The 26,222-nt window shown below is 32.7% G+C and carries 21 protein-coding genes; 15 read left to right on the forward strand and 6 right to left on the reverse strand.

The genetic code is table 11. The features are described 5' to 3' along the window. Window positions 1–7 precede the first annotated feature (7 nt). Both ERL59_RS13400 and ERL59_RS13405 read right to left on the reverse strand, forming a co-directional pair. Window positions 8–388, reverse strand: coding sequence for a BlaI/MecI/CopY family transcriptional regulator (locus ERL59_RS13400; RefSeq protein WP_160646734.1), 381 nt, complete (start codon window positions 386–388; stop codon window positions 8–10). 170 nt (window positions 389–558) lie between these two features. Then, on the reverse strand, window positions 559–1,923 hold the full coding sequence (locus ERL59_RS13405) for an MATE family efflux transporter (RefSeq protein WP_160646735.1): 1,365 nt from the start codon (window positions 1,921–1,923) through the stop codon (window positions 559–561). 343 nt (window positions 1,924–2,266) lie between these two features. Here ERL59_RS13405 and adh point away from each other — a divergent pair, with 343 nt between their 5' ends. Next, the gene (adh, locus tag ERL59_RS13410; protein ID WP_160646736.1) at window positions 2,267–3,787 is read left to right on the forward strand and encodes an aldehyde dehydrogenase; all 1,521 of its coding nucleotides are present in this window, start codon (window positions 2,267–2,269) and stop codon (window positions 3,785–3,787) included. A gap of 1 nt (window position 3,788) precedes the next feature. Continuing rightward, on the forward strand, window positions 3,789–4,133 hold the full coding sequence (locus ERL59_RS13415) for a DUF779 domain-containing protein (RefSeq protein WP_160646737.1): 345 nt from the start codon (window positions 3,789–3,791) through the stop codon (window positions 4,131–4,133). A gap of 96 nt (window positions 4,134–4,229) precedes the next feature. Here the strand turns inward: ERL59_RS13415 and ERL59_RS13420 are convergent, their stop codons facing one another. Together ERL59_RS13420 and ERL59_RS13425 are read right to left on the reverse strand one after the other, a co-directional pair. Continuing rightward, complete coding sequence (locus tag ERL59_RS13420; protein WP_160646738.1) at window positions 4,230–5,546, reverse strand: D-arabinono-1,4-lactone oxidase; 1,317 nt, start codon at window positions 5,544–5,546, stop codon at window positions 4,230–4,232. Beyond that, a complete protein-coding gene (locus ERL59_RS13425) occupies window positions 5,534–6,721 on the reverse strand; it encodes an amino acid deaminase/aldolase (RefSeq protein WP_160646739.1) in 1,188 nt (395 codons plus the stop codon). Before ERL59_RS13425 ends, ERL59_RS13420 begins: the two co-directional genes overlap by 13 nt. A gap of 191 nt (window positions 6,722–6,912) precedes the next feature. Between ERL59_RS13425 and ERL59_RS13430 the strand changes: the two genes are divergently transcribed. Beyond that, the gene (locus ERL59_RS13430) at window positions 6,913–8,658 is read left to right on the forward strand and encodes a 5'-nucleotidase C-terminal domain-containing protein (RefSeq protein WP_160646740.1); all 1,746 of its coding nucleotides are present in this window, start codon (window positions 6,913–6,915) and stop codon (window positions 8,656–8,658) included. Between the two features lie 605 nt (window positions 8,659–9,263). Continuing rightward, window positions 9,264–9,494: a spore coat protein gene (locus tag ERL59_RS13435; protein WP_160646741.1), complete on the forward strand. Its 231-nt coding sequence runs from the start codon at window positions 9,264–9,266 to the stop codon at window positions 9,492–9,494. A 103-nt stretch (window positions 9,495–9,597) separates the two neighbouring features. On the opposite strand, the gene ERL59_RS13440 is transcribed toward ERL59_RS13435, so the two are convergent. After that, on the reverse strand, window positions 9,598–9,924 hold the full coding sequence (locus tag ERL59_RS13440) for a dehydrogenase (RefSeq protein WP_235929889.1): 327 nt from the start codon (window positions 9,922–9,924) through the stop codon (window positions 9,598–9,600). Between the two features lie 188 nt (window positions 9,925–10,112). Here ERL59_RS13440 and ERL59_RS21440 point away from each other — a divergent pair, with 188 nt between their 5' ends. From ERL59_RS21440 to ERL59_RS13495, 11 genes are all read left to right on the forward strand, one after another. After that, window positions 10,113–11,207: an NERD domain-containing protein gene (locus tag ERL59_RS21440; RefSeq protein ID WP_160646742.1), complete on the forward strand. Its 1,095-nt coding sequence runs from the start codon at window positions 10,113–10,115 to the stop codon at window positions 11,205–11,207. Window positions 11,208–11,577: 370 nt separating this feature from the next. Further along, window positions 11,578–13,560 (forward strand): methyl-accepting chemotaxis protein, encoded by a 1,983-nt coding sequence (locus ERL59_RS13450; RefSeq protein ID WP_160646743.1) that lies wholly within the window; start codon window positions 11,578–11,580, stop codon window positions 13,558–13,560. A gap of 34 nt (window positions 13,561–13,594) precedes the next feature. Beyond that, complete coding sequence (locus ERL59_RS13455; protein WP_160646744.1) at window positions 13,595–14,224, forward strand: MBL fold metallo-hydrolase; 630 nt, start codon at window positions 13,595–13,597, stop codon at window positions 14,222–14,224. A 17-nt stretch (window positions 14,225–14,241) separates the two neighbouring features. Further along, window positions 14,242–14,982, forward strand: coding sequence for an oxygen-insensitive NADPH nitroreductase (gene nfsA / locus ERL59_RS13460; RefSeq protein WP_160646745.1), 741 nt, complete (start codon window positions 14,242–14,244; stop codon window positions 14,980–14,982). Window positions 14,983–16,300: 1,318 nt separating this feature from the next. Continuing rightward, window positions 16,301–17,455, forward strand: a complete 1,155-nt coding sequence (locus tag ERL59_RS13465) for an HBL/NHE enterotoxin family protein (protein ID WP_160646746.1) — start codon at window positions 16,301–16,303, stop codon at window positions 17,453–17,455. 44 nt (window positions 17,456–17,499) lie between these two features. Continuing rightward, window positions 17,500–18,651: an HBL/NHE enterotoxin family protein gene (locus tag ERL59_RS13470; protein WP_160646747.1), complete on the forward strand. Its 1,152-nt coding sequence runs from the start codon at window positions 17,500–17,502 to the stop codon at window positions 18,649–18,651. A 107-nt stretch (window positions 18,652–18,758) separates the two neighbouring features. Beyond that, window positions 18,759–19,193, forward strand: a complete 435-nt coding sequence (locus ERL59_RS13475) for a hypothetical protein (protein ID WP_160646748.1) — start codon at window positions 18,759–18,761, stop codon at window positions 19,191–19,193. A gap of 81 nt (window positions 19,194–19,274) precedes the next feature. Continuing rightward, the gene (locus ERL59_RS13480) at window positions 19,275–20,141 is read left to right on the forward strand and encodes a peptidylprolyl isomerase (protein WP_160646749.1); all 867 of its coding nucleotides are present in this window, start codon (window positions 19,275–19,277) and stop codon (window positions 20,139–20,141) included. A gap of 192 nt (window positions 20,142–20,333) precedes the next feature. Beyond that, window positions 20,334–21,347 (forward strand): HBL/NHE enterotoxin family protein, encoded by a 1,014-nt coding sequence (locus ERL59_RS13485; RefSeq protein WP_160646750.1) that lies wholly within the window; start codon window positions 20,334–20,336, stop codon window positions 21,345–21,347. 154 nt (window positions 21,348–21,501) lie between these two features. Next, the gene (locus tag ERL59_RS13490; RefSeq protein WP_160646751.1) at window positions 21,502–23,448 is read left to right on the forward strand and encodes an HBL/NHE enterotoxin family protein; all 1,947 of its coding nucleotides are present in this window, start codon (window positions 21,502–21,504) and stop codon (window positions 23,446–23,448) included. Window positions 23,449–23,709: 261 nt separating this feature from the next. After that, window positions 23,710–24,234, forward strand: coding sequence for a hypothetical protein (locus ERL59_RS13495; protein WP_160646752.1), 525 nt, complete (start codon window positions 23,710–23,712; stop codon window positions 24,232–24,234). Window positions 24,235–24,313: 79 nt separating this feature from the next. Here the strand turns inward: ERL59_RS13495 and ERL59_RS13500 are convergent. Beyond that, window positions 24,314–25,674, reverse strand: a protein-coding gene (locus ERL59_RS13500; RefSeq protein ID WP_160646753.1) for an IS3 family transposase whose coding sequence is annotated in 2 segments (ribosomal slippage) — window positions 24,314–25,218 and window positions 25,218–25,674 — 1,362 coding nt in all. Because the reading frame shifts where the segments join, the coding sequence is not laid out codon by codon here. Between the last annotated feature and the right edge of the window lie 548 nt (window positions 25,675–26,222).

The following is a 26,222-nucleotide window of genomic DNA, read 5'->3' on the forward strand; positions in this document are numbered from 1 at the left end:
GTAAGTATTAATTTTCATCTTTTTTCTGATTAAGGATCTTTCTTAACTCTTCAATTTCTGTGTTCGTTAACTTTTCATTTTTAATAAAATTTAAGATAAACATTTGACGTGAACCCGAATAGATCTTTTTTAAAAAAGATGTAGTCTCTCTTTTCCTACATTCCTCTGCTGAAAGAAGAGGGTAAAATTGTTTAAAACGACCTTCTCTTTTAACACCCAGTACTTCTTTTTTAACTAAACGGTTGATTAAAGTATGTATCGTTTTGGGATTCCATTCTGTTGAATCCTTTAGTTGATCAATAATTTCAGCAGAAGTTAGAGGAGAGTTTTTCCATAACTGCTCCATTATTACCCATTCAGCATCTGATATCTTAGCATGATTACTCATATGAAATACCTCCTTGATTGACTTTTTTAATATTACGTACGTAATACTTTATTTATATATTACACTCGTAATATTTAAAATGTCAATAGAAATGTATCTGTTTTATAAATTTAAAGTTTTAAAATAAAAAAATCACCAATTCTACTTTGTTGTACAATTGGTGATTATATTTATGAATCAGCTGCTTGTTTTTTTGTTTTAACTAAAGCCATCTTTTCCCATGCACGAGAACGCCATCTCCAAAGCATCGCTAATCCTCTAATCCATTCATCTAAAATATACCCAATCCAAATTCCATAAAGTCCAAATCCAAAATGAATCCCTAAAATATAAGCGGTAGGTACACTTAATCCCCACATAAATAAGGCTCCCATATAAACAGGGAATTTGACATCTCCTGCAGCTCTTAATGAATTGTTGATGACAAGGTTTAGGGCTCTTCCAGGTTCAAGAATAATAGTAATCAATAATAAACTAGTTCCTAAGCTAATAATCTCAGCATTATCTGTAAAAATACTTAATAATGGTTTGGCTAGGAAATAAAAAGCTGTTGCAATTAATAAACTAATAAACATACCAATTTTCAAGCTTCGTATTACTTGTTTATAAGCTTTCTCGTTTTCTCCTGCTCCAATACGATGACCGACAATAATCTGAGTTCCTTGTCCGATAGCTAGAGAAAATAGTAGGATGAGGAACATGAGATTAAATACATATACACGAGTAGTAATAAACATGGTTCCAAGCACTGCAATAAAAGCTGTAATTGTAAGTTGTTGTGTATTATAAAACAAGCCTTCACCTGCAGATGGAACTCCTATTTTAATTAGTTTTTTGACATGTTCTTTTGGAAAATAAAATAGATGGCGAAAGCTGATTGGTTGTTTTACCTTAGTCATTAAAAATATAACTAGAATGACTAATCCAATGGAGCGGCTAATCACAGTAGAAATGGCTACGCCTGTAACACCTAATACAGGAATTCCAAAAGGACCAAAAATGAATAAATAGTTTCCAATCACATTAATAACATTCATAGTTAGTGTGGAATACATCGTTTGTTTCGTGTATCCATGACTGCGAATGATGCCTGATACTGTCATGATTAACGCTTGAATAAACAAAAATGCACTAATAATTTGCAAATAGGTTTTAGCTTCAGCCATTAACTCAGGTGGTGTTTTCATCAATTTTAAAGCATAGGGAGCACAGATAAATAAAACCAAACTAAGTCCAATCCCAATCACGATGTTTAGTGAAATAGACGTTCTTCCAATTTCGAATGCTGTTTTTTTATCATTTGCCCCTAAATTTTGTGCAACTAGTATCGTTGTACCAGTAACAACGATACCAAACATCAAAATCATGAAATTCTGAATTTGATTGGAAATTCCAACGGCTGCTACGGAGTTATCTGAATACTGACTAAGCATGATTGTATCAGCATTTCCCATTAAAATATATAATAAAAACTCAATAAAAATCGGCCAGGTTAAATGAAAAAGAGATAGTTTTTTCTTTGGTAATTCACTCATGATTTAATCTCCTATAAAAATTAAAAGTTTAGCTTAGGACCTCGCAAAGTATAGATGCCTAATCCACAAATCATCTTTTCACTTTTGTGAGTTGCTTTTGAAGTAATTTGAACATTATATCACGATTGACGTTGGATGAATACATCAATAAATGAACAAAATGAAAATACTTAGAAATATATTATTAGTTAAACTTGTAATTATTATATCTAGTTAAATTTAATATTCTTATTCTTCTAATTTTTTATACTTCTATCATTCAATATTTTGAATAGATTATGAATAGAAAGATAAACTTTAATGGTTTTCTTTTTAATATAAAAATTGTTAGGAGGAAAGTAATATGACATATGCAGCTCCAGGTACAAAAGATGCATTGATTAATTTTAAACAAAGGTATGATAATTACATTGGAGGAGAATGGACCGCTCCTACAAAAGGTGAATACTTCGAAAACGTGAGCCCAGTTACGGGTCAAGTTATTTGTGAAATTGCTCGTTCAAATGCTGAAGATATTGAATTGGCACTTGATGCAGCTCACAAAGCTAAGTATAAATGGGGTAATACCTCAGTTACGGAAAGAGCACAAATTCTGAACAAAATTGCGGATCGAATGGAAGAGAACTTAGAGAAGTTAGCCATTGCAGAAACATGGGACAATGGTAAACCAATTAGAGAAACAACAATAGCTGATTTACCACTTGCTATTGATCATTTCCGATATTTTGCAGGATGTATTCGTTCACAAGAGGGGAGTTTAGGAGAAATTGATCAGGATACTGTATCCTATCAAATTCCTGAGCCTCTAGGTGTGGTTGGACAAATTATTCCATGGAATTTCCCATTGTTAATGGCTACGTGGAAACTAGCACCTGCCCTAGCTGCGGGTAATTGTGTAGTATTAAAACCAGCAGAGCAAACTCCAGCAACCATTATGATATGGGCTGAACTTATGCATGATTTATTACCACCAGGGGTGTTAAATATTGTGAATGGGTTTGGTGTTGAAGCGGGTAAACCGCTTGCATCTAGTGATCGGATTGCTAAGATTGCTTTCACAGGTGAAACCACCACAGGACGTTTAATTATGCAATATGCATCAAACAATATTATCCCTGTAACATTAGAATTAGGTGGAAAATCTCCAAACATATTTTTCAAAGATGTGATGGATCATGATGATGACTTTTTGAATAAGGCTATAGAAGGGTTTGCCATGTTCGCTTTAAATCAAGGGGAGGTTTGTACATGTCCATCACGTGCTCTCATTCACGAATCCATTTATGATCAGTTTATGGAAAGAGCGATCTCACGAGTAGCAAAAATAAAACAAGGAAATCCACTAAACCAAGAAACGATGATCGGAGCTCAGGCTTCCTCTGAGCAAATGGAGAAGATATTAGCTTATTTTGATATTGCTAAGCAAGAAGGAGCAGAAACTCTAATCGGTGGTAAAAGAAATATGCTTGAGAAAGAATTTAAAGATGGATACTATATTCAACCAACTATTTTTAAAGGACATAATAAAATGAGAATTTTCCAAGAAGAAATTTTTGGACCTGTTGTATCTGTTACTACTTTTAAAGATGAGGAAGAAGCTTTGCAAATTGCAAACGATACTTTGTATGGATTAGGTGCTGGCGTATGGACTAGAAACATAAATACAGCCTACCGATTTGGACGTAACATTGAGGCGGGCCGTGTATGGACGAATTGTTATCATGCTTATCCAGCTCATGCAGCTTTTGGTGGATATAAAATGTCTGGTATTGGCAGAGAGACCCATAAAATGATGTTATCTCATTATCAACAAACTAAAAATTTATTAGTTAGTTACAGTCCGCAAGCTTTGGGATTCTTTTAAAATGGATGAGAAGGTTATCGCGACAGATGAGGCAATTCGATTGATTAAAAGGTTGAAAGAGAAACATGGGCCGCTCCTTTTCCATCAATCAGGAGGCTGTTGTGACGGGAGTTCTCCGATGTGTTATCCAAAGGGTGACTTTTTATTAGGGAATAGTGATGTATTCATTGGTGAAATTGGAGACACTCCATTTTATATGAATAAACAGCAATATGAATATTGGAAACATACTCAATTGATTATTGATGTAGTGCCTGGTCGTGGGGGAATGTTTTCATTGGAAGGACCTGAAGGATTTCGTTTTTTAACAAGATCCAGAGTGTTTCCAAGAGATGAAACATCATAAAGAAAGATGACAGTGTGCAGCTCTTAAGAATGAATCGAATTTGATTAATAATAGGGGTCCCAATCTTCTTATGGGACCCTTTATATGATTTTACTTTTATTTAGTGTCGAATAACTCCTCCATATAATCATTTAAAAAGATTCCTTCTGGATCCATCTGGTCTCTTAACTTTTGAAAGTCATTCCATTTTGGGTACAATTTTTTTAATTTTTCTGAGGTTAAGGTATGCATTTTCCCCCAGTGAGGTCTACCATTATATTTTAGCAAAATCTTTTCCATCTCTTGAAAATAGAACTCATACTTCATCCCTTTATACATATGAACAGCAATATATGCAGAATTTCTTTGGTAAGATGGACTTAACCATATATCATCTTTTTTTACATAACGACATTCAATAGGGAAATGTACGGCAAATTGTTGCCGATCCATACAACTTTTCATTTCTTCCACAACTTTTTTTAGTTTTCCTTCAGGGACACAGTATTCCATTTCATTGAATCGAACCACTCTGTCAGTTGTATAAACAAATGGACTATAGTTTATATTCTCTGTATTAGGTACACCACTTGCTGAAATTCGACTGATCGTTTTGCTTAAACGAGGAAAAAGACGACTTGCTTCTGACAATATCCAGAAGACATAATTTTCTAAAACTTTATTTTTAAATTTGTTTAAAGGTCTGCGGCGGGAAGGAGCTTGATTCGTTTCGTTGGTGATCTTTATTTGAGTGGTTTCTGTGTGAGGGTAATAAAAAAATTCAAAGTTTCGATTCGTTTTTAAATGATCTAATTGCTCTAAACAATTTTTAATTGTTTGTTTGTACGATTTACAATGCAATTTGTATGAAGGGACTACTTTAAGTTTTACCTTGACTATAATACCTAATGCTCCGAGGGAAACGGAAGCAGCTTTAAATAGGTCATGATTTTTTTTATTGGTACAAGTGATCACCTCCCCCGTTCCTGTTACAATTGTGAGTTCTTTTATTTGCGTTGAGAGATTCCCCAGGTTTACACCAGTACCATGTGTGCCAGTACTCAATGCACCTGCTATTGATTGATGGTCAATATCACCCATATTTTCAAGAGCAAAACCTTGTTGATGCAAAAGCAAACTAAGTTTTTTCAGTTTTGTTCCCGCCCAAACTTCTGCCCATTTCTCGGCATCGTTTACTTCTGCAATCCCTTGCATATCATCTAGTGAAACTAGTAATTGATTTGTATGAACTAGAGGGGTGAAAGAATGTCCTGAACCTACAACACGTAATCGTAGTTTTTGATCTATACAATGATGAATGAGTTTTACAACCTCCTCAATGTTTTGAGGGTAAATGATATTTTGAGGTGAACTTTTTACAAGACCTGACCAGTTTTTCCATTCTTTAATCGGTTTTTGTTTTAAAGAAAGCATTTCCCTTCCCCCCTATATGTTAAAAATTCATCTACAACTTCACCATTTGAAATACAATATAGTTGATTAAAGCGTTCACATAACTCTCCACTTTTACTATGACGGAAAAAGATTGGATCACCCATATCCAAGTTTTCTTCTCCTTTATATAAAATAGGAGTTTGTACTTCACCAGCACCTTCTAAAGAATGAAGTTTCGTCTTTTCTGGTAAATAAGGAGCAGGCAATTTATCCTTTCCTGTTGCTCCAGAAGCCACATACCCTCCTCCTGTACAAGTAAATATATTTTCCTTTGGTATGCGCACGATTTCTAGGGCAAAACCTGCTGCAGGCTTATATTGAAACTCCTTGTATGAATCAAATAATAGAGGGGAGAAAAATCCAGATCCCACAGTAACTTCAGTTATGACTTCTTCTTTACAAGTGCTTGCTAAACTCCCCGTTCCACCCCCGTTTACAAACCGAAATGATAGATCATATTCATTTATTGAATCTATGATTTCAGCTCGTTTTTCTTTTATCTGTTCAATAGACTGTTTTTTAAGTAATTGAACTACTGAATTTTTAAGATGCTTTCCTTTCACTTGATCACCAATACCTGCAATTTGTGCTTCGTAACCCATAAAACCATCAAGTTTTAACTGTTTTGATTGCTGAATTGTATAAATAAGCTGATGAATTTCGTGAACGGAACGTAGTGGAGAACGATATACTCCAAATCTGAATTTAGGGTAAACTAGAGACATATCCACATCGATGCATACTGGTATTTTAATATTTTCATCTTTCACTGTATCTTCAATAAGTTTGATATGTTTGAAACAATCTACCATGAAGGTGATTTGTTTTCCTTCTCTTATTTTTTCAACAATAGAAGTGATGTAATTCTTATCGGTAATAGGATAACCCAATAAGAGATCGTCAAATCCGTGTTCAGAGAGGAAGACAGCTTCGGGTGCAGAGTAACACATCACTCCTTGAAAACGATCACTTTTTTCCATGATTCTTTTTAACACAGGTACACAGCGAATGGATTTACTAGCTATTCTTATTTTTTTATTTGAACTATGATTTAGAATTTGGAGTATGTTATCATCAAGCAGATCAATATCCAAAAAGGCAAATGGTTTTGAAATATGGTCTGTTGCTTTTTTATATTGAATATATGTTTTCATTAAGTTCCTCCCTTATATAGATTATTTAACATAATATATTCTATAACAGTGTTTAATTTTCCTTTGTATATCAATGGTTCTAGTACAAAATGATTAAATTTAATATAAAGTTGATTAAAAGTAGTTGAATTTTTGAAATAATAGTTTACACTTATGATGCAATCAAATTTTAATATTGCGGAGGGGAAGACATGAAGCGTTTATTTATTATTGCTTTAAGTTGTTTTTTAGTTTTTACTAGTTTTAGTTCTGTTTTTGCAGAAGGGGACAACTCAACGGATACTGGGGTTGAGGTGAATCAAGGTGGAGAAGAACAAGCAGTAAAAAAAATTACGATCTTACATACGAATGATACACACGCTAGAATTAACGAAGGTAAATATGATGGGATGGGACTTGCAAAATTATCTACTCTTGTTAAACAACATGAAGCAGATAATGCAAATGTACTTTTACTTGATGCGGGAGATACGTTCCATGGGACTACTTTTGCTACTTTAGAGCAAGGGAAGAGTATCGCAGAGGTTTTTAATGCTGTAGGTTATGATGGAATGGCTGCAGGAAACCATGATTTTAACTATGGTTATGAAAGACTACTAGAATTGAAAGAAATGGTTACTTTTCCAGTATTAAGTGCAAATGTTATCGTAGAAGAAACGGGAGAATTATTATTACCTCCTTACATGATTCAAGAAGTAGATGGTGTAAAGCTAGGAATCTTCGGACTATCTACACCCGAAACTCACTTTAAAACACACCCAAAAAATGTAGAGGGATTAGAGTTTACAGATCCTGTTCAAGCAGCTCAAGAAATGGTAGCAGAACTTCAATCGCAAGAGGTGGATGTCATCATAGCTTTAACACATTTAGGAACTGACGCTTCAAGTACAGATACTAGTATTAAGGTAGCTGAAGGAGCGCCTGGGATTGATTTAATCGTTGATGGACATAGCCATACGGAAGATAACATTGGTGAAAGTGGAACTCTAATTGTAAGTTCTGGTGAGTATACTAAGAACTTAGGTGTGGTAGAGCTTACTTTTGATGAAAATAATGAGTTAGTAAGTAAAGAGGGAAGTTTAATTACAAAAGAAGATGCAACTGAAGTTGAACCAGATGCAGAAGTTCAAGCTGTAATTGATGTGATTACAGCATCCCAGGAAACAATTTTGGCTGAAGTTGTAGGTTCAACAAGTGTAGTACTCGATGGGGAAAGAGAACAGGTGCGAGCAGGTGAGACAAATTTAGGGAACTTAATTACAGATGCGATGTTAAACGAAACTGGAGCGGATGTAGCACTTACTAATGGTGGTGGTATCAGAGCTTCTATTGATGTAGGTGAAATTACAAAGGGTGAAGTGATTACTGTTTTACCTTTTGGAAATTACATTGTTACTAAAGAAGTATCAGGTGCAGTGATTAAAGCAGCTTTAGAAAATGGGATTGATTCTTATCCAGATGCAAAAGGAGCATTTCCTCATGTAGCTGGTATTGATTATACAATTGACGCTTCCAAACCTGCTGGTGAAAGAGCAGTATCCATCCAAATTAATGGAGAGCCAATCGATCTAGAGAAAACTTATGTATTGGCAACAAACGACTTTTTAGCTGCAGGTGGAGATGAATACACGATGTTTGCTGATATTGCGATTAAAAACGAATATCCAGCTCTAGATGAAGTGCTTATTCAGTATATTCAAGAAAAAGGAACAGTAAGTCCTGTGGTAGAAAATCGTATAACAGCGATCAATGAAGAGACAGAAACTGAAGAAGTGACTGAACCAACAACTGGAATTTATATTGTAGTACCTGGTGATTATTTATCTAAAATAGCAGTTAAATATAATACAACTTGGCAAGAACTTCAAAAATTAAATCAGCTTGATAATCCAAACTTAATCTTCCCAGATCAAGAAATTATCGTTCCAGCTGAATAAATAGTATCAATCAAATTTAATTATATTATCAACCTGAATTTGGACGAGTACTTTAGTCTAAGTTCGGGTTTTTCCATTTTTTATGATTTCAATTTTATATATTAAATTTTTGAGGCAAATGCCACGTGTCAAGCATAATTTATTATGAATAATTAATTTGGGAGGTAAAATGATTGATTCAAGAAGTTAATCACCGACACAAATATCGTCTGCGATCAAGGCATCTGACATGTCCCAAAATACGCACAAATAGTAACATTCATCTAAAAAGGAAATTGAGAGGGAAATATAATGTGAAATATTTTTTAGATAAAAATAAGACTAACGAGGCAAATAAGACTAACGAGACAAATAAGACAAGCGAGAAAAATACGACTAATGATTATCCAATGATTGTGTATGCTAGAACACGACCTAATGATCCCGGCTATTCGGTTTATGGGTATGGGTATCCAACTTTTATTTATTAATACTTATTCAAGTGCACGCCAAGGAGTTTCCTTTCTTTATAATTCAAAGCTCTCATAATTGGGCATTTGTAGGAGGCAATTCGTCTAGACATAGCATATTTTGATATGGAGTAAGTTAAAAAGGAGGTTCAATCATTGAGTCATTATCAATATTTTAATTCCCTATCTGGATATCGTCAGCAACCCCCACGACCACGCCCAAGACCAAGGCCAAGACCAAGACCAAGGCCATATCCTTACCCGTACCCTAGACCTAGACCTTATCCATATCCAAGACCCATACCAGTGCCGTATCCTTATCCATACCCTTACCCTCAACCTCAACCTCAACCGTATCCGTACTATCCACCACAGCCATATTATTAAAGAAAACTCGCTGATTGGCGAGCCTTTAAGAAGAGAAACCACCTTCTATTAAAAGGTGGTATTCTTTTTTATAAGGAAAACTTCATCGATAAATTACTTTTGACTATTTTTTTTGCCTTACGAATGCATTTCTGAATGCTTTGCTTATCTTAGACTCCTCTATACCCCATAGTTTTGAAAAATCGGCACAAACATTTTCATCAAACCAATCAGATAGTAGTTTTCGATTTTGTGCATTTTCTAAAATATATTTTGAATTTATCAATACTTTTTTATAGTATAGTTCTTCAGCTTCTTTTATTTTTTCCGGTGGAATCCATGTTTTTAAACGTTTGATGGTTCTGTAAATTTCTTTATTACACGCCCTTCGTATTTTTCGTGCAGTGGGCAAGTCTAAATTATGTTTTTGTGTATCCTGATGCTTCATCATGATCTGCTCCTCTCTACAATTATTTGTATGCAGAAAGAAGCGGCTTAGCTACTAGGCTAGTTGCTCAAAAAGTATGTACACATTTATTTTACAAAGATGATGAAAATTTTTTAGAAGTGATCTTGGTATGACAAGCTTTATGTTAGAATAAGATGTGGTAAAGACATAATAAAGGCAGGGAACAATGGATGGAATTAATAACAGAGGTCATACATTATATATTTATTTGGTTAACAGATTTAGGTTATTGGGGTATCATGATTGGTTTAATGATAGAAGTCATTCCAAGTGAAATTATTTTATCTTATGGTGGATTTTTAATTTATCAAAACAAAATTACTTGGACTGAAGCGATGGTTTTTGCAACAATTGGAGGGACATTAGCTCAAATCTTTCTTTATTGGCTAGGGAAATTCGGCGGCAGACCTTTAATTGAGAAGTATGGAAAGTATATCTTAATACATAAAAAACATCTTGATTTATCTGAAAAATGGTTTAATCAGTATGGTACGGGTATGATTTTTACAGCTCGATTTATTCCAGTTGTTCGACATGCCATATCTATTCCAGCTGGTTTAGCTAATATGTCGTTTATTCGTTTTAGTGTTTTAACAACTTTAGCTGTAATACCTTGGTCTGCTTTTTTCTTGTTTTTAGGAACGACATTGGGAGAGAATTGGGAGCAAATTGATGAAAAAGCACAACCTTTTGTGATGCCATTTATTATTGTTTCTTTGCTGCTTACTGGTTTTTATTTGATTTATAAAATAACAAAGAAAAAAGATAGCTCGTCTCAAAATTATGGTCTTGAAGGAGAGAAAATAGTAAAACATCAATTAAAGTATCTTCCTAAGGGCTATACAGTTTTTCATGATATAAAATTAAAAACAAATGGAAGAACACAACAGTTTGATCATGTTGCTATCGGACCCAATGGTATATTTCATATTGAAACAAAACATTGGTCTGGTGAAATTCGTTTTACTTCTCAAGGAATTCAAAGAAGTAATAATAAAAACAACGTAGATCCAACAGCACAAATGTACAGACACGATTATATTATAAAAGAGCTGTTAAGAAGAAATAATATGAAAACTAGCATTCGTGGACTAATTTGTTTTTCTCATCCTAATTGTCAGATTATAGGTGAAAGTCCCGCTTTTAAAACGATAAAAGTAGATCGCTTATTGCATACGATCCAATCTTATAAAACGAAACGGCCTGTATCTAAAGAAGAAATGAAAAGACTTTCAAATATTATTGAGCATCACCTTGTAAGTTAATAAGAGTATGATTGATTTATATTAAAATCCATTCAATGACATATATCAGTATCATATCTAACAAGGCTGTAGGTGATGTTTTTTTCATCTACAGTTCATTTTGTTCAATTACGTGTTCATCCAATCTATTAAATAGCTCAAAAGCAGTTTTCCAGAATCAGGATTTTATAAAATATGAGGTTCATTTTAACATGAAAATAAGTTGTTTATTGCAACTTTTGTAGAAGAAATTAAATATTATTTTTATACATACGTTTTAATTTTTATACATTTTTTATAAAAAAGATATAGACGTTTTGGTTGAGTAAGGTTAAAATTTACAATTATAGTATGGTAAATTCATCTAAAACGTCTGGGGGAGAAATAGACTGTGTTTAAAAAAATGAGAACCAAATTAACAGTAATTATGGGTATTTTATTGGTCTTTATGTTAGTTATAAATCAATCACTAACGTACTTTTACATGAAAAAAAATATGGAAAGTGAAATTATTACTCAAGGAAAAGGCACTGTAGAACAGCTTGAACATAATTTTGAAGTTTATTTTAATGATTACAAAAAAAATATAGAAAGATATAGTGTAGACCATAGGATAATATCTTTTATAAATAACAACGACGGAAAAGTACTTTTAGATATTGACCAAGACTTTAGTACGTTTTTACAAACAAATTCTGACGTTTCCATGATTTATTTTGGAACAAGTGATAAAAGTATGTTCGACATGCCAAAGAAAGATAGGACTGGTTATGATCCTACTGAAAGACCTTGGTATCAAAAAGCATTGGCATATCCAGATCAAGTGGTATGGACTGAGCCATATATAGGACATTCCAATCAACAATTAATGATTACAGCTGCGAAAACGATTCGAGTTGATAATGAAATTAAGGGTGTTATTGGTATAGACATTTTATTAGAGACACTAAGTCAACTTGTAAATGAAATCAATGTAAGCCATAATGGTAGTATTTTTTTATTGGACCAAGATGGCAGCCCTCTCATATATACTGATAATGAAGGTAAGGATTTATCTGAGAAAGAACACATAACAAAGCTGTACGAAGATGATTCAGGGAAGATTTCATATGTAAGTGGGAATGAAGAGAGAATACTGTACTTTGTAACGATACCAAATCTAGGGTGGAAAATATTTATTGACTATAATCAAGAGGATCTATTTGCCAGACTGAATAATGCGTTGTTTCTTAGTATGATTATTGGTGGTATTGCCATACTGATGACTATAGGGGTTATTTATGTAGCAGCAAGAAGTATTTCTACACCAATTGTCTCATTGCGAGAACAAGTTGAAATGGTATCTTCAGGTAATCTTTCAAACAATACGACCGTAAGAGCAAAGGACGAGGTAGGGGATTTAGCATTACATTTTAATAAAATGATAATAAATATGCGTAATATTATTTTTAATGTAAAAAGTGTTTTAACAAGGGTTATTAGATCATCAGAAAGATTACAGAAGATAAGTAAGGAAATGATGGGTACGAGCGAGCAAATAGCTGTAGCGATAGAAGAAGTTGCTCAGGGGGTTAGTCAGCAAGCAGTGGACACGGAAAAAATGAATGATAAAACAATTCAATTGTCTGATAAAATTAATCAAGTTCATCATTCTATTAATGAAATTAAAGAGTTGTCCATGAAGTCTACTGATGCAAGTAATGAAGGACTTCAAAGTTTAGAAAATTTGCAGCTAAAATCTAATCTATCTAATCGTGAATTTAGTTCTGTAGAGAGTGTACTAGTAAAACTTATCGAAAAAGTAAAAAAAATAGAATTAGTATCACAATCCATTTCTGAAGTGTCCGAGCAAACAAATTTGCTTGCTCTAAATGCTAGTATAGAAGCAGCAAGGGCAGGTGAAAGTGGAAAGGGTTTCGCAGTTGTGGCACGAGAAGTTCGGAATTTAGCTAAAAAATCAGCTAAAGAAACAAGTGAAATACATGGTATAATATCTGCAATACAAGTTGAATCTGATCACGCAACAAATGCTATGAGTAAAGCAATTGCTATTAGCCACGAACAACAAGTTGCTGTTAGCCATTCGTGTGATTCTTTTAAGAACATCACATTTATGATGAATCAATTGATTGAATCCATTAACCATATTGTGATAGAGATTCAGCAAATGCATGAAAATAAGGATGTAGTAAATGATTCAATAACAAGTATATCAGCAATATCCCAACAATCTGCTGCGACAACAGAAGAAGTAAATGCTTCAACGGATGACCAATTAGTTTATATACGTTCGGTCTCTAAATCAGTACAAGAGCTCAATCAAGCCTGCTTTCAATTAGAGGAGCTTATTTCACAATTTAAGTTGGAAGACTAAAAATGAAGTTTCGTTTTTATGAGGAGGATTTACATTGAACAAATTACGAATTGAAACCTTTACATTAGGTCCCTTAGCAACTAATGCTTATTTAATTTCTAACCCAAGAGAGAAGAAAGGGATTATTATTGATCCTGGTATGCAGCCGCAGATATTAATTGAGCACATAAAAGAATTACAAATAGAAGCTATATTACTTACACATGCACATCTTGATCATATAGGTGGGGTAGATGAAATACGCAAATTAAAGAAATGTCCAGTTTATTTACATAAGTTAGAATCTAAGTGGTTAACGGATGCTGAATTAAATGGATCTACAAGATGGCCCGAATTAGGACCACCTTTTTCTACCGCTCCAGCTGAATATACATTAGAAGAAGGTCAAACGTTACGTTTTCTTGATAATGAATTTAAGGTGTTTCATACACCAGGACATTCTCCTGGGAGTGTTAGCTTTTTATATGGCGAAGATATTTTTAGTGGTGATGTTTTATTTCAACATTCAATGGGGAGAACAGATTTACCAGGTGGAAATTCCGAACAATTATATGAATCCATTTATGAGAAACTGTTTGTATTAGAGGACACAGTGAAGGTGCATCCTGGTCATGGACCTTCAACTACAATAGGACATGAAAGAGAGCATAATCCTTATTTATAGAAGAAGGAGCTGAGAAAATGAATGATACGATTAATTTGTTAAAGTCACATCGCTCAATTCGTAAATATAAATCTGATCCGATACCTCAGGAATATGTAGATGAAATATTAACGTCTGCTCAAATGGCTTCCTCTTCAAGTCATGTGCAAGCATATAGTGTAATTGGAGTAATGGACCAAGAGAAGAAAAAGAAGTTATCTATATTATCAGGAAATCAAACCTACGTTGCAGATTGTCCTTTATTTTTTGTATGGTGTGCAGATTTATATCGTTTAAAAGCTGCATGTGATATGGAGCAAACAGAAATGATTTCCGGAACCATGGAAAACTTCATAGTATCTACTGTAGACGTTGCTTTAGCCGCTCAAAATGCAGCGATCGCAGCTGAATCTTTAGGGTTAGGGATTGTATATATTGGGGGAATTCGAAATCAATCAAAAGAAGTGACTGAATTACTTCAGTTACCTGAACTTGTATATCCTGTATTTGGCATGTGTTTGGGATTTCCAGATCAAGATCCTATGGTGAGACCTCGTCTACAAACCAATATGATTTACCATCAAGAAAATTATAATACGAGCAAAACAACGAACGAACTAATGGACTACAATCAAATCATAAATGAATATTACTTAGACCGTACAAAAGGAAAAGTAGACACAAATTGGTCAAAACAAATGTCTAATAAGTTTCAAACAGCATCGCGTAATCATTTAAGGAAATATTTGGAAGATCAAGGATTTGGATTTAGTGAATAAAACTAATCATCTATTAGGTTAGGTGGGTCAGTTTTATTTTCTAGAGTTACATTATATGCATAATTATTCAATAAATTATTCAGAATTTCTCAATATGTATGAAATGAATACTAGAACGATGGATAGCTATATAGAGGTTAAATTTCATAGACTCTAGTCAAGGATACTGTAGGTGAGATAAATATCTTACTATAATTTTCTAAATAGTTGCTAGTATTAACACAAATAATTCTAAATTAATGTAATCTATATTACATACTTTAACTTTTTATATTAATATAATATAATTAACATAAATAACCAGTTATGTAGTTATAACAAACTTAATATTATGACTAAACGATTAAAGATCAGAGCAAATTTGTGGAATTTATTATCAAAATTTGTAGAATTTTTTTAACTTATTTAATATGAATTGGAATAAAACACTTACATTTACAAAAATAATAAAAGTTGACATCGAAAATTTAGTTTGATATATTGTAAAAAAAATGAAATAAACGAAAAGCCTACTGTAACTTTGGCGGGTAGCAGTAGACTTTTCTTAAAACACAAGACTTGATAGGAACTGTCTTGTGAATCTGATATTATTATAACCTTATTTCCATAATAATGGTATTAAATCCCGCCTTTTGGCGGTTTTTTTTGTATAATTATGTAATATATTTACTAAATAATACTAAAAAGATTAATTAATCTAATGTATTTTACTTACTATCACTTTAAGAAACAGTATTATTAACTTAATAAATGGTATATTTTAAAAAATATAAGTATAATTTCTATATTAAAAATTTAGAAAATTTAGAAAATTTCTAATATTATATCATAGCATAATCAGATATCAATTTATTAACAACTAATTAATTTACATATGATTAGCATTTAGTTAGTTACCACAAAATCATTAATTAAAGGGGGTGGAAAAAATGTAACCGTTTACTTAGATTGATTGATTTTTATGTGCTTTATCATAATAGTAAAGGAGTGATAGTTAAGATAAATAAAAATCTCTAATTTGTTCTTATTTTGAAAAGCTTTTTATGGTTTAGGTTTTACTGACTTTCTGCTTGGTTGTCGATTCAGTCAGTTGAATGCTTAAACATAGAAAAGAGTCATTTTGTAATCGCTTTCTTTGTTTAGTAATAACGAAAATAATTTGAAACCCTGAATCATTTTTTTTACCAAAATAACTTAACGCTTTAAACAAATAACGTAATATTGATTAATTTTTAGACTGATATTTTTTAGTGGTTAATTATGTATGATATGTCATAAAGAAATGAAGCAATTATCAGTCATCAAAGGAGTGTTAATTGTGAAGAAAGCAAGAAAGATTCTAGTCACTGGATTAATATCGATTATGATCGCTAATATTTTGTTTATTCCAAATGAAGCAAAAGCAAATAGCGATTTAATTGCATCTGTTCAAAGTTTAGAAAATGATATTCTGAGTCTTGGACAACAACAAGTTGTATTAACTCAAAGTGTTCTTCAATTATTAGTACAACAGGAATTATCTATTCCGAATTATGAGAGATTAACTGAGTTGCAAACTTCAGTCCAAAATAATGCAACTTTATGGTTGGACGGTATCAAAAACCAAAATCAAAAAGTGATCCAAGATATGATTAATTTCAACAATTCAGTAAGTGTTTATTATGACCCACTTGTAGAATTAGCACAAAGTGTTAATGATGATCCTGAGAGTAAAAATCAACTTATTTTTGGATTAACACTTTTGCGTGATAAATTAAAAAATATACAAGCACATACAAATGATACTTTTAAGAAAACTGAAGCTTTAAACTCAACAATTAGGGTCGAACATGATGAATTTTCTACTATAATTACGACTGCAACGACTGACTCAGAAAGTAGGTTGGCAGGCTTAAGCACAGAGCTTGAAGATTTAAAAAATACTAAAACAGAATTAATTGTAGGCTTGACAGGTTCTGTCATAGGAACACTCGCATCAGGAGGTAACTTAATCTTCACCATTGCTAGCATCAGTGGTCCTCTTGGAGCTGTTGGAGGTTTAGGTATTATTGTAGGCATCGCTTTTATAGTGGGTTCGTTGGTTGGTTTAGCAGTAATAAGCAAACAAATTCACGAGATAAACCAACAAATAGCGGCTAAGGCAAGAGAAATATTCGTTCTTAATCAAGATGTATCTATGATGGAAGTAAATAGAATATCGATGGATGACTTTGCAATCTCAATAGATGAAACCGTCATTCAAAATGTGGATGGAACTATAAGTTCAGTAATCAGTGAATTTGATGAAACAATAGATAACATTAGGTTAAATAATTCTATTAGTATTGACTATTTGGTAAATGATTTATTTACACCACTTAGAGATTCAATGCAACTCGTTTCTGATCAGTCTGAAGCGATTCAAACTTTTGATCATATCTCTTCAACGGAGATAAATCTAGATGGTGAACTTTACGACCAAATAGGAAATTAAATAGGGGTAAAATTATAAAAGAATCTGAAGGGAGAAGGTTATTTATGAACAAGTTTACAAAAAAAATGATTTGTTTTTTATTAGCCATAATAGTAGTATTTAGTACCATTGGTCCAAATCTTACGGTGTCTGCTAATGAACAAGTACAAGTTCTTCCTGATTTTGAAAATTTACAAAGAGGTTTAGAAAAATCAGCTACGAATTTCCTTGTAGTAGAAGCGTACGCAATGAGTGCTCAACAAAATACGAGAATCGTATTTGATAAAATGCAAGAAATTGCCCTTAATGTAGGAGTACTTACAGACTTACAAGTTCATCTTAGCGATATTAATACAGCTGCGTTACATTGGTTAGATGTTGTAAAACCAAAAATGCAAACAGTTACTCAAGATGTTATTAGTTGGACTAACACATATGAGGCGTTTTCTGATCCTTTGATAGAAACTGCAAACGCAAATGATATGGATAATTTCCAATATGGACTTAATCTATTAAAACAAAGAGCAGAAGGCTATCAGAAAAATGCAATTGATATACATGGATTATTAATAGATTATAGAGATACCCTTTCAAGTATTGTATCCAATCTACAGACAGATTTTAATAAAATTGAAGCAGCAGTCGATGGAGAGACTGGTTTAGTAGCAGAATTAAATAGAGAAATAGAGAGATTAAATACTAGACTTTCAGAAATAAATATGCAGATTTCTAATATAGCTTTTGGAGCAGCAGGATCGATAACTTTAGCAATAGTAGGTGCAAAGGTCGCTACTGTATTTCCTCTAGCTGGTGGAGCGATGATTCTTATTGGTGTAGTTGCTTTAACAGGTTTGACAGCAACGATAATAGCTTTGAATGTAGAAAGGGATAAAGTTATGGATGACATCGCCCAAAAGACTAAAGATCTAGCACAAACAGAATATGAAATGACCATTTTTACAAATATTAAAGATGACGTAGTAGTTTTACATGCTAATTCCGATAGAGCAAAACATAGTACTGAAGGTCTGAAAAAGTATTGGTATGATGTACATGAAAAAATAGGTGCTGTCATAACAACTATAGATGAAGGTCAATGGGATAATTTATTCTGGGTAGTACCTCAACTTGAAGACACAGCAAAAGCAGCAATGCAACTTAATGATTTTGCGAAACACATACAGTTAGGCTATGATTATGCAGAAATAAATCTATAAGTAGATTAAAATCATTATAACAAAGCCTTCTTGGACGATCATGATCAATGATTGTTCCAAGAAGGTTTGAAAAATAAGAAAAATTATGAATAAGGGAGGAAAGGTGCATGCTTTATTATTTCATTCGAAAATATGCTGCATCAACAGTGATGTATACATCTATAAAATTTTTACTAATGATGATTATGAGTCTTACTTTATTAAGTGCATGTTCTTCAAGATCTCCCGTACACATCTTTAAAATCATGGATTTATTACAACAAAATGGAATCCTACTAAAACTTGATGAAAAAACAGATCTCTCGATTGGTGAATCGTATAATTACTTAGTGGAAGGTGAAAAAAGTAAAATCAGCATCTATGTATTTGATAGTGAAAAGGAGAGGCTGAAAGCGATGGAAGAAATTCCTTGGATCTATTCGGATGAGAGTGTAAGCTACAACAACATTTATATTACATATACTCCTTTTGGTGAAGTTGAGAAGGTGACGCTACCTGAAAAAATTAATCGTGCTATCAATGAGTTAAAGACTGCGGAGTGAATCAACATCGGAATGTAAAATCAAAAATTGATTTTTTTGTTTATCATAATGATATAAAAGTCTAAAGGGAGGGTTTAAAAAATGAGGAAACTAATTTTATTATCTATGATGAGCTTGTTGTTTTTAAGTGCTTGTACAAATACAAGTACAGACAGCTCAGAAGTGATCGCGGAGACGAGATTTGGAAATGTAACGAAAGAAGAAATGTACAGTTTAATGAAAGAACGCTTTGGTGAAAAAATTTTATCCGATGTATTATATGAGCAAATTCTTTCGCAAGAATACTCGGTTACAGAACAAGAACTAAAGGAAGCTTTTGATGATTTACGAGACCAATTAGGATTATCTTATGAAGTATTGTTGAAACAGATGGGCTTTCAAAATGATGAGCAAATTAAAGAGATGTTAAGAGTACAATTATTACAGCAAAAGGCAATATTAGAAACGATAGATGTAAGTGATGAAGAAATCAAGGAGTATTATGACAATCTCATTCCTGAAGTAAAGTTAAGTCAAATTGTAGTGGATGATGAAGTGACAGCAAACGAAATAAAACAAAAGCTAGAAGAAGGTGCTAGTTTCGAAGAATTAGCAAAAGAATATTCGACTGATGCTAATTCAGCATCTAATGGCGGAAATATAGGATGGCATGTTCTGGAGTTGGGAACTGATTTAGAAAAAACCCTTTCTTCACTTGATATAGAAGAGGTAAGTGATCTTGTAAAAGAAGGAGATGAGTTTTTCATCATAAAAATTACAGATCGAGAAGCGATGAAATCATTTGAAGAAATGAGAGAGGATATAAAAGAACAACTCATGATTTCTAAAATAAAACCAGAAGATTTTGTTACAGTCTTACAAGAAAAAATTGATGATGCGAATGTAAAAATTAAAGATGATGATCTTAAAGATGTATTTTCAGATTTAGAAAATGTATTCAACCAGTAAAAAATGATTAACATGATGCGATTTGTTCAATTATAAAAATTAAAAGATAAATTTGATTTTATATCCTAGTGAAGGGAGTGATTTACTATGATTAATTTTAGTAGGATGAATAGTTAAACATGAGATATTTACATAATCAATGGAAAGCTCCCCCTCATTACAATTACACAACTAAAAAGGAGATTATTAATAATGAACAAATTTATAAAAAAGGTATTATCTATTGGTATAGCTGTCACATTAGGTTTTGGTACATTATTCAGTCCAAGTTTTACAGTTTCTGCTGCTAATAACGAAATAGCTTCAGGACAGGCTTCAATGGAATTGCTTGAAGACGATTCAATGCATGATTACCTAGATTTAATGACAACACTACGATCTCAGAGTTGGACGCAATACATTCCTAATGCTGACCAACATATAAGTACGGCTAAAAATCGTGCGAAATCTTGGAGAGATAATATACAACCACATGGTCTTGAGATTATTCACAATGTAATAACTTATGAAACAGAATTTAACATAGCATACAACCGATTAATGCAATTTTCCAGTGATCTTGATGATCCATTAACTAAAATAGTATTTATTGGAAATGCTAATAGATTACAAAAAAGTCTAGCGGATCAAAGTGCTTCTGTGGAGGATGAACACAATATCATTGATAATTTCAAGAAACTTTTACGTGATGTAGATCGAGCTAATTTTCAACTTGACTACAATTACGCTTTTCAAAGGAAAATGGATATAGTAAGTGAAATTACTGTTTTGGAAAATAAAGTAGAAGAGATTAATCGAAAATATAATGAGAAAGAACTAACACCAGTTTGTGATGCTTTTGGTTGTCGCTGGATAGAAGTGCCTAAATTTGATAAACATCAATTGGATTTAGAAAAAGCCAAAGCAGAAGAGGATTTACAAAATAAAAAAAATGAGCAATCTGCTATAAATGACGCTATTGTTCAATTAGGGCAATTTCTCATTGTAATTGATGGTGCGTATGATTTTATAGACAATGGTTTTAGTGGATTAAAGAATCAATGGAATGGTTTATCTCTAAAATTTGATAGAATACTAGAAATTGTTACTAACGAAATAGATACTGATGATGACTTTTTAATAGCAACTTTAAATGATGCTAAGATTACATGGGATGATATACTGCAGTTGGCACTTGTTATTGAAAGTAAAATGGATACATTTTAAAGTAAGGTTATTGGTTGCTCCATTTCCATGGTGAGGGTGTCCGGTTCTTTGATATCCAATCTCATAGAGGAAATTATAAACGGGTTGCAGCGGATTATAGCTTTTGTCAAAATAATTGAAAGCAAAATGTAACCAAAGGAGGGGATTATTTCGTATGAACAAATTTACTAAAAAAGGATTATCTATTGTATTAGCAATGATGTTCAGTTTTGGATTATTTAGTTCAAATATTACGGTATATGCAATAAATAATGAAATATCTTCATCATCTGAGGAAATTACAATCACGGATCCTGTTCTAGATTATATAGACTATATAACTCATGTAGGTCTTCCGAGTTGGATAAAACACATCCCTGGTATTGTTCCACATATTGATAGAGCAGGAAGTCACGCTAGGTCTTGGAAAAATCAAATTTATCCAGATGCTCTTAGAATCATTAACAATACTATTAATTATGATGAAGATTTTAATTCAACCTATAATTTATTAGTCAATTATTCTGAAAGGATGGAGGAGCCTGGAGTTAGAGCTTCGTTTATTTCAGAATTAAGTAATCTACAAGATAGCTTTAGTTCAAGAAGTGCGTCTGTAGAAGATGAACATCGTATTATTAATAATTTTAAGAAGCACTTACGTGATGTGGACAAAGTTAATTTCCAAAATGATTATAATACAGCTGTTCAAAAAAACATAAGCGAAGCAATGGAACAATTAGGGCAAATCATAAATCTTATAAATGGTGCCGTTACTTTTTTAGATCAAGGGTTTAGTGGATTAGAAAATCAATGGTTCTCATTATCTTTAAAGTTTGATAGATTACTAGAGATTGTGATGGAAGGAGTAGATGTTGATTCCTCTTTTGCGATAAAAGTAGCTTTAAACGATATAAAGAGTACCTGGAATGATACATTCGAATTAGCACTAACCATTCAAAATAAAATGGATCATTCATTTAAAAGAAAGGTTCTTGGTTGCTCCATTCCTTGGGGATCACCAAATCCTGCTGGGGAGGAGATTTATTATACCATATATGATGGAAAACCTGCAGCTGGCGGAAAAGAATTGGGTAAGTTTGAAGGGACGGACTCCACTATCACTCTATCTTCAGCGTTGTATGATATTTTAGAAGTAAACAACCCTGACCAAACTTTATATGCGTCTAAGGAAGTGAATGTGAATGGTGAATTACTAAAATCAGATGCTTACCGACTACCTAGTATTTGGACATTGTCTGAAGCAGCCTTCCTATTTTCAGAAAAAGACTTTCAGGGAGACTGTATTGTGCAGTTTAATTATTGGGGCAAGGCTGATTTAAACGATGCTGATTTTGACAACAAGTTGTTATCCATGTTAGTACGTGGAAATGTATATGTTAGACTATGGCAAGAAGCAAATTACAGAGGAATTGGACAAACCTTTTTCACGGAAGACAGTTATACTCAGGTTCGTAATTTTGGAGGAAAAGTTGTTGGTGCAAACACGGTATCTTCCATATATATAGAACCACAGAAAGAAGGTATCTATTTCTTTATGGAAGAAGATTTTAGTGGTAGTTTAACTTTTATGAGTACTAATCCTGGGGTAACACATAATAATAGTAGAAGGAATTTTATGAATAACAACCAATTATCATCAGTGAAAGTGATTGGTCCATATGCATTAGTTGTATATGATCTTAATCACTTTACAGGTGGAGGGGCTATCATTAAAGAGAATTTTGGAGGTCCTAATTTATCATCTGAACATATGAATAATAGAACTGAATCATTTAGTATATTTAATGGTGAAGGTGTGTGGTTCTTCGAGGATAGTTATGCAGCGGGAAATTGGCAAGTATATCCACAAGTAGCTGGGACATCGTCGAATTGTCGTTATATGAATGATTGTGCTGCTCAAGATTTATATGGAAACGGAGTAAAAGGAACTCCTATGCGTGGAGATACTTTATCTTCCGTACTCGTTATTGGAGATTACAGTGTTACACTGTATGAACACCCAGATTATAAAGGTAATTTTGAAAATGTTGAACATTTAAGCATTTGGTTACTCCAAGTAGGGGATAATAAAACTTCATCGTTTAAAATATATAGAAAATAGAATTGTTACTAGTTTCAATGGGTTTTTCGTAAAATTATTATTTAAAGGGGGTGGGAATGTAACCGTTTAATTAGAATGGCTGATTTTATGTATTTTATCTTAATAGTAAAGGAGTGATAATGAAAGATTTGAAAAAATTTATGGTTTAGGTTTACGAATTCTGCTTGGTTTTCGATCCGGTCAGTAAATGTTGCATACTTATTCATGTTTATTTTTTAAAGATTCTATATTATAAACTTTTGAGGAAGAGGGAGAAGTGTTATGAAATTAAAAAAAATGGGTATCGCTATTCTCGCATTATTAACGATTTTATCTTTCCAAACTAATAGTCTGAATGTTTATGCAGCAGAAGATGCTGCACCAGCATATAACGAATTATCTCAACAAATTCAAAATGTTATGGATTATGACGATAATTTTAAATTTATGATAAATATTTTATTTACGTCTGTGGATTCTGGGAATCAAGAGTTATTTAATGAAGCAGCTGAAATTTTGAAGAAGGATCTTCTGAATCTTGAGACAAATGTATATAATTCTAACAAAAGAATGGTGGAATTGAGGCATCAACTAATTAATTCAGGGGTTCAAGATTTAGATGAAATAGAGATCATTATACAACATTCATATACTATTCAAGATGGATTAAGATATGTTTTACATGCAGTTGAGGATGCTACTTCTGATTTCTCGTTCTGGGTCCCCTTCATGTTAGAGGATGCTAATGAAAAATGGAAATTTGTGATTGACTATATTTCAGCATTAAAAAGTGATTTTAATTTATGATTTAAAAATAAAACAGCTAGACATTGAAACCACACTTTGTTTTGCAGTGACCCCATAAAGTTAGACAGGTTAATTCATATTAGGCAGCTTGTATGGTCTGAATTCGGTATTGTACTGGACTCAGGCCTTTTAGTTTTGCCTTAATTCGTTTGTGATTATAATAATGGATATAATTTTGTAGTTCCTCTTTAAAGTGCTCTATATTCTCTAACTCCTTTAGATAAAGAAATTCCGATTTCATAATACCAAAAAAGTTTTCAATGACCGCATTGTCGTAACAGTTGCCCTTCCGGGACATGCTTTGAGTGATGTTTTGTTCTTTTAGGGCATGTCTATATTGCTTCATCTGATAATGCCATCCCTGATCTGAATGAATCATCAACTTATCTTCATCTGTTAACCGTTCAAATGATTGATTTAACATCTCTGATACAAGTACATATGTTGGTCTGGAGCCGATTGTATAGGTGATAATTTCTCCATTAAATAAATCTAGCATCGGAGATAAATAGAGTTTCTCACCAAATAATTTAAATTCAGTGATATCTGTTACCCATTTTTCATTGGGTTTTTCTGCCTTAAAATTACGTTCTAAAATATTTGGAGCAATCTTTCCTACTTTTCCTTTATATGATCGATATTTTTTCATACGAACAAGGCATTTCAAACCTAATTCCTTCATGATAAGCTGTACTTTTTTATGATTTACTTTTAAACCTTGATTTATAAGTTCATCACGAATGCGTCGGTAACCGTAACGACCTTCATGTTCATCAAAAATATCTTTTACTAACGTTTTTAGCGTCTCATCTTTATCTGGTTTCCCCAATCGTTTTATCCAGTAATAGTAAGTACTACGTGGAATATTTGCAAGTTTAAGAAGTGCTCTCACCGGGAATTCTAACCTTAGTTCATAGACTACTTTCGCTTTGTCTTTTTTGGTGATATTTCCTTGTTTTGAACTAAGGCATTCAACTTTTTTAAGTAGGCATTCTCCATGCGAAGACGTTCGACTTCTGCTTGAAGTGCTTCAAATGATCCTTCAGTTTGAGTTCGCTTATTTGTTTCTTTTTGATTTTTCTTTGTCATTGGAGAACGCCCCTTTTTCTTTAGTTTAAGGGCGTCTACTCCTTCCGTTTCGAACTGCTTTTTCCACTGTATTAGTGTAGAATGTGTTGGAAGATTGAAAATTGCGGCTGTTTCACGGATAGACGTCCCTTGTTCATTCATATAGTAAAGTATCTCTAGTTTATCTTCAATCGAATAAGTTGTATAGCTTTTTTCAAAAGCAGTCTCTCCATGATATTGGTACTGTCGAATCCAAGTATGGAATACACTTGGGTTCACTCCAATGAGTTTAGCTATGGTTTGATATCCTTCCGTTCCTTCCAAATATGTTTTGACGGCTTGTATTTTTTCTTGTGCTAGTAATTTGGCCATAATAAAACTGCACCTCTAATTTGATAATGGTGTCTAACAATTGGGGTGCAGTTCATTTTCGGAGTGTGGTTTATTTCTTATTCATATATTTTTCTGAGGAGGTAGTAGTAGTCTACTAAATTTAAAATCTTCTAATTTGTTCTTACTTTGAAAAAAGATTATGCGTTGGACTCTGATCTCTAACTTTCTGCTTGGTTTTCGATTCAGTCAGAGAAGGTGAATTGACGGCTAAAGATTTTACGTTGCTGACCATTTCCAGCAACAACCTCATATCTTCAGTTTTCAAAGAGCAATCTGCATAGACTTATTATAGCATGATTTTGTAAATTGGTTAGTGTTATATCACTAATATTATTTGTTCCAGAAATATTTCAATATTCATTTAAAAGCATCGTTATTCCCCCAAATCTTCTGATAATTAAAAATTTCCATTTAAAGATAACTTCATAATCATATTAAAGAATTTATTTAATATAATTAAATTAACAAAAAAAGTAATTAATGAATTTTTTTGTTATGATTTATTTATTAAAAAGGTAGAAAAAGAA

It is taken from the genome of Chengkuizengella marina (genome assembly GCF_009910845.1).
Taxonomy (GTDB): domain Bacteria; phylum Bacillota; class Bacilli; order Paenibacillales; family KCTC-33759; genus Chengkuizengella; species Chengkuizengella marina.

Excerpts from the sequence above, each read along its gene's own strand:
- ERL59_RS13480 (WP_160646749.1), top strand. The coding sequence starts at position 19,275 with ATGAGGAAACTAATTTTATTATCTATGATGAGCTTGTTGTTTTTAAGT.
- ERL59_RS13420 (WP_160646738.1), bottom strand. The coding sequence starts at position 5,546 with ATGCTTTCTTTAAAACAAAAACCGATTAAAGAATGGAAAAACTGGTCA.
- nfsA (WP_160646745.1), top strand. The coding sequence starts at position 14,242 with ATGAATGATACGATTAATTTGTTAAAGTCACATCGCTCAATTCGTAAA.
- ERL59_RS13415 (WP_160646737.1), top strand. The coding sequence starts at position 3,789 with ATGGATGAGAAGGTTATCGCGACAGATGAGGCAATTCGATTGATTAAA.
- ERL59_RS13400 (WP_160646734.1), bottom strand. The coding sequence starts at position 388 with ATGAGTAATCATGCTAAGATATCAGATGCTGAATGGGTAATAATGGAG.
- ERL59_RS13490 (WP_160646751.1), top strand. The coding sequence starts at position 21,502 with ATGAACAAATTTACTAAAAAAGGATTATCTATTGTATTAGCAATGATG.
- adh (WP_160646736.1), top strand. The coding sequence starts at position 2,267 with ATGACATATGCAGCTCCAGGTACAAAAGATGCATTGATTAATTTTAAA.
- ERL59_RS21440 (WP_160646742.1), top strand. The coding sequence starts at position 10,113 with ATGGAATTAATAACAGAGGTCATACATTATATATTTATTTGGTTAACA.
- ERL59_RS13430 (WP_160646740.1), top strand. The coding sequence starts at position 6,913 with ATGAAGCGTTTATTTATTATTGCTTTAAGTTGTTTTTTAGTTTTTACT.
- ERL59_RS13425 (WP_160646739.1), bottom strand. The coding sequence starts at position 6,721 with ATGAAAACATATATTCAATATAAAAAAGCAACAGACCATATTTCAAAA.
- ERL59_RS13470 (WP_160646747.1), top strand. The coding sequence starts at position 17,500 with ATGAACAAGTTTACAAAAAAAATGATTTGTTTTTTATTAGCCATAATA.
- ERL59_RS13485 (WP_160646750.1), top strand. The coding sequence starts at position 20,334 with ATGAACAAATTTATAAAAAAGGTATTATCTATTGGTATAGCTGTCACA.
- ERL59_RS13405 (WP_160646735.1), bottom strand. The coding sequence starts at position 1,923 with ATGAGTGAATTACCAAAGAAAAAACTATCTCTTTTTCATTTAACCTGG.
- ERL59_RS13475 (WP_160646748.1), top strand. The coding sequence starts at position 18,759 with ATGCTTTATTATTTCATTCGAAAATATGCTGCATCAACAGTGATGTAT.
- ERL59_RS13440 (WP_235929889.1), bottom strand. The coding sequence starts at position 9,924 with ATGATGAAGCATCAGGATACACAAAAACATAATTTAGACTTGCCCACT.
- ERL59_RS13495 (WP_160646752.1), top strand. The coding sequence starts at position 23,710 with ATGAAATTAAAAAAAATGGGTATCGCTATTCTCGCATTATTAACGATT.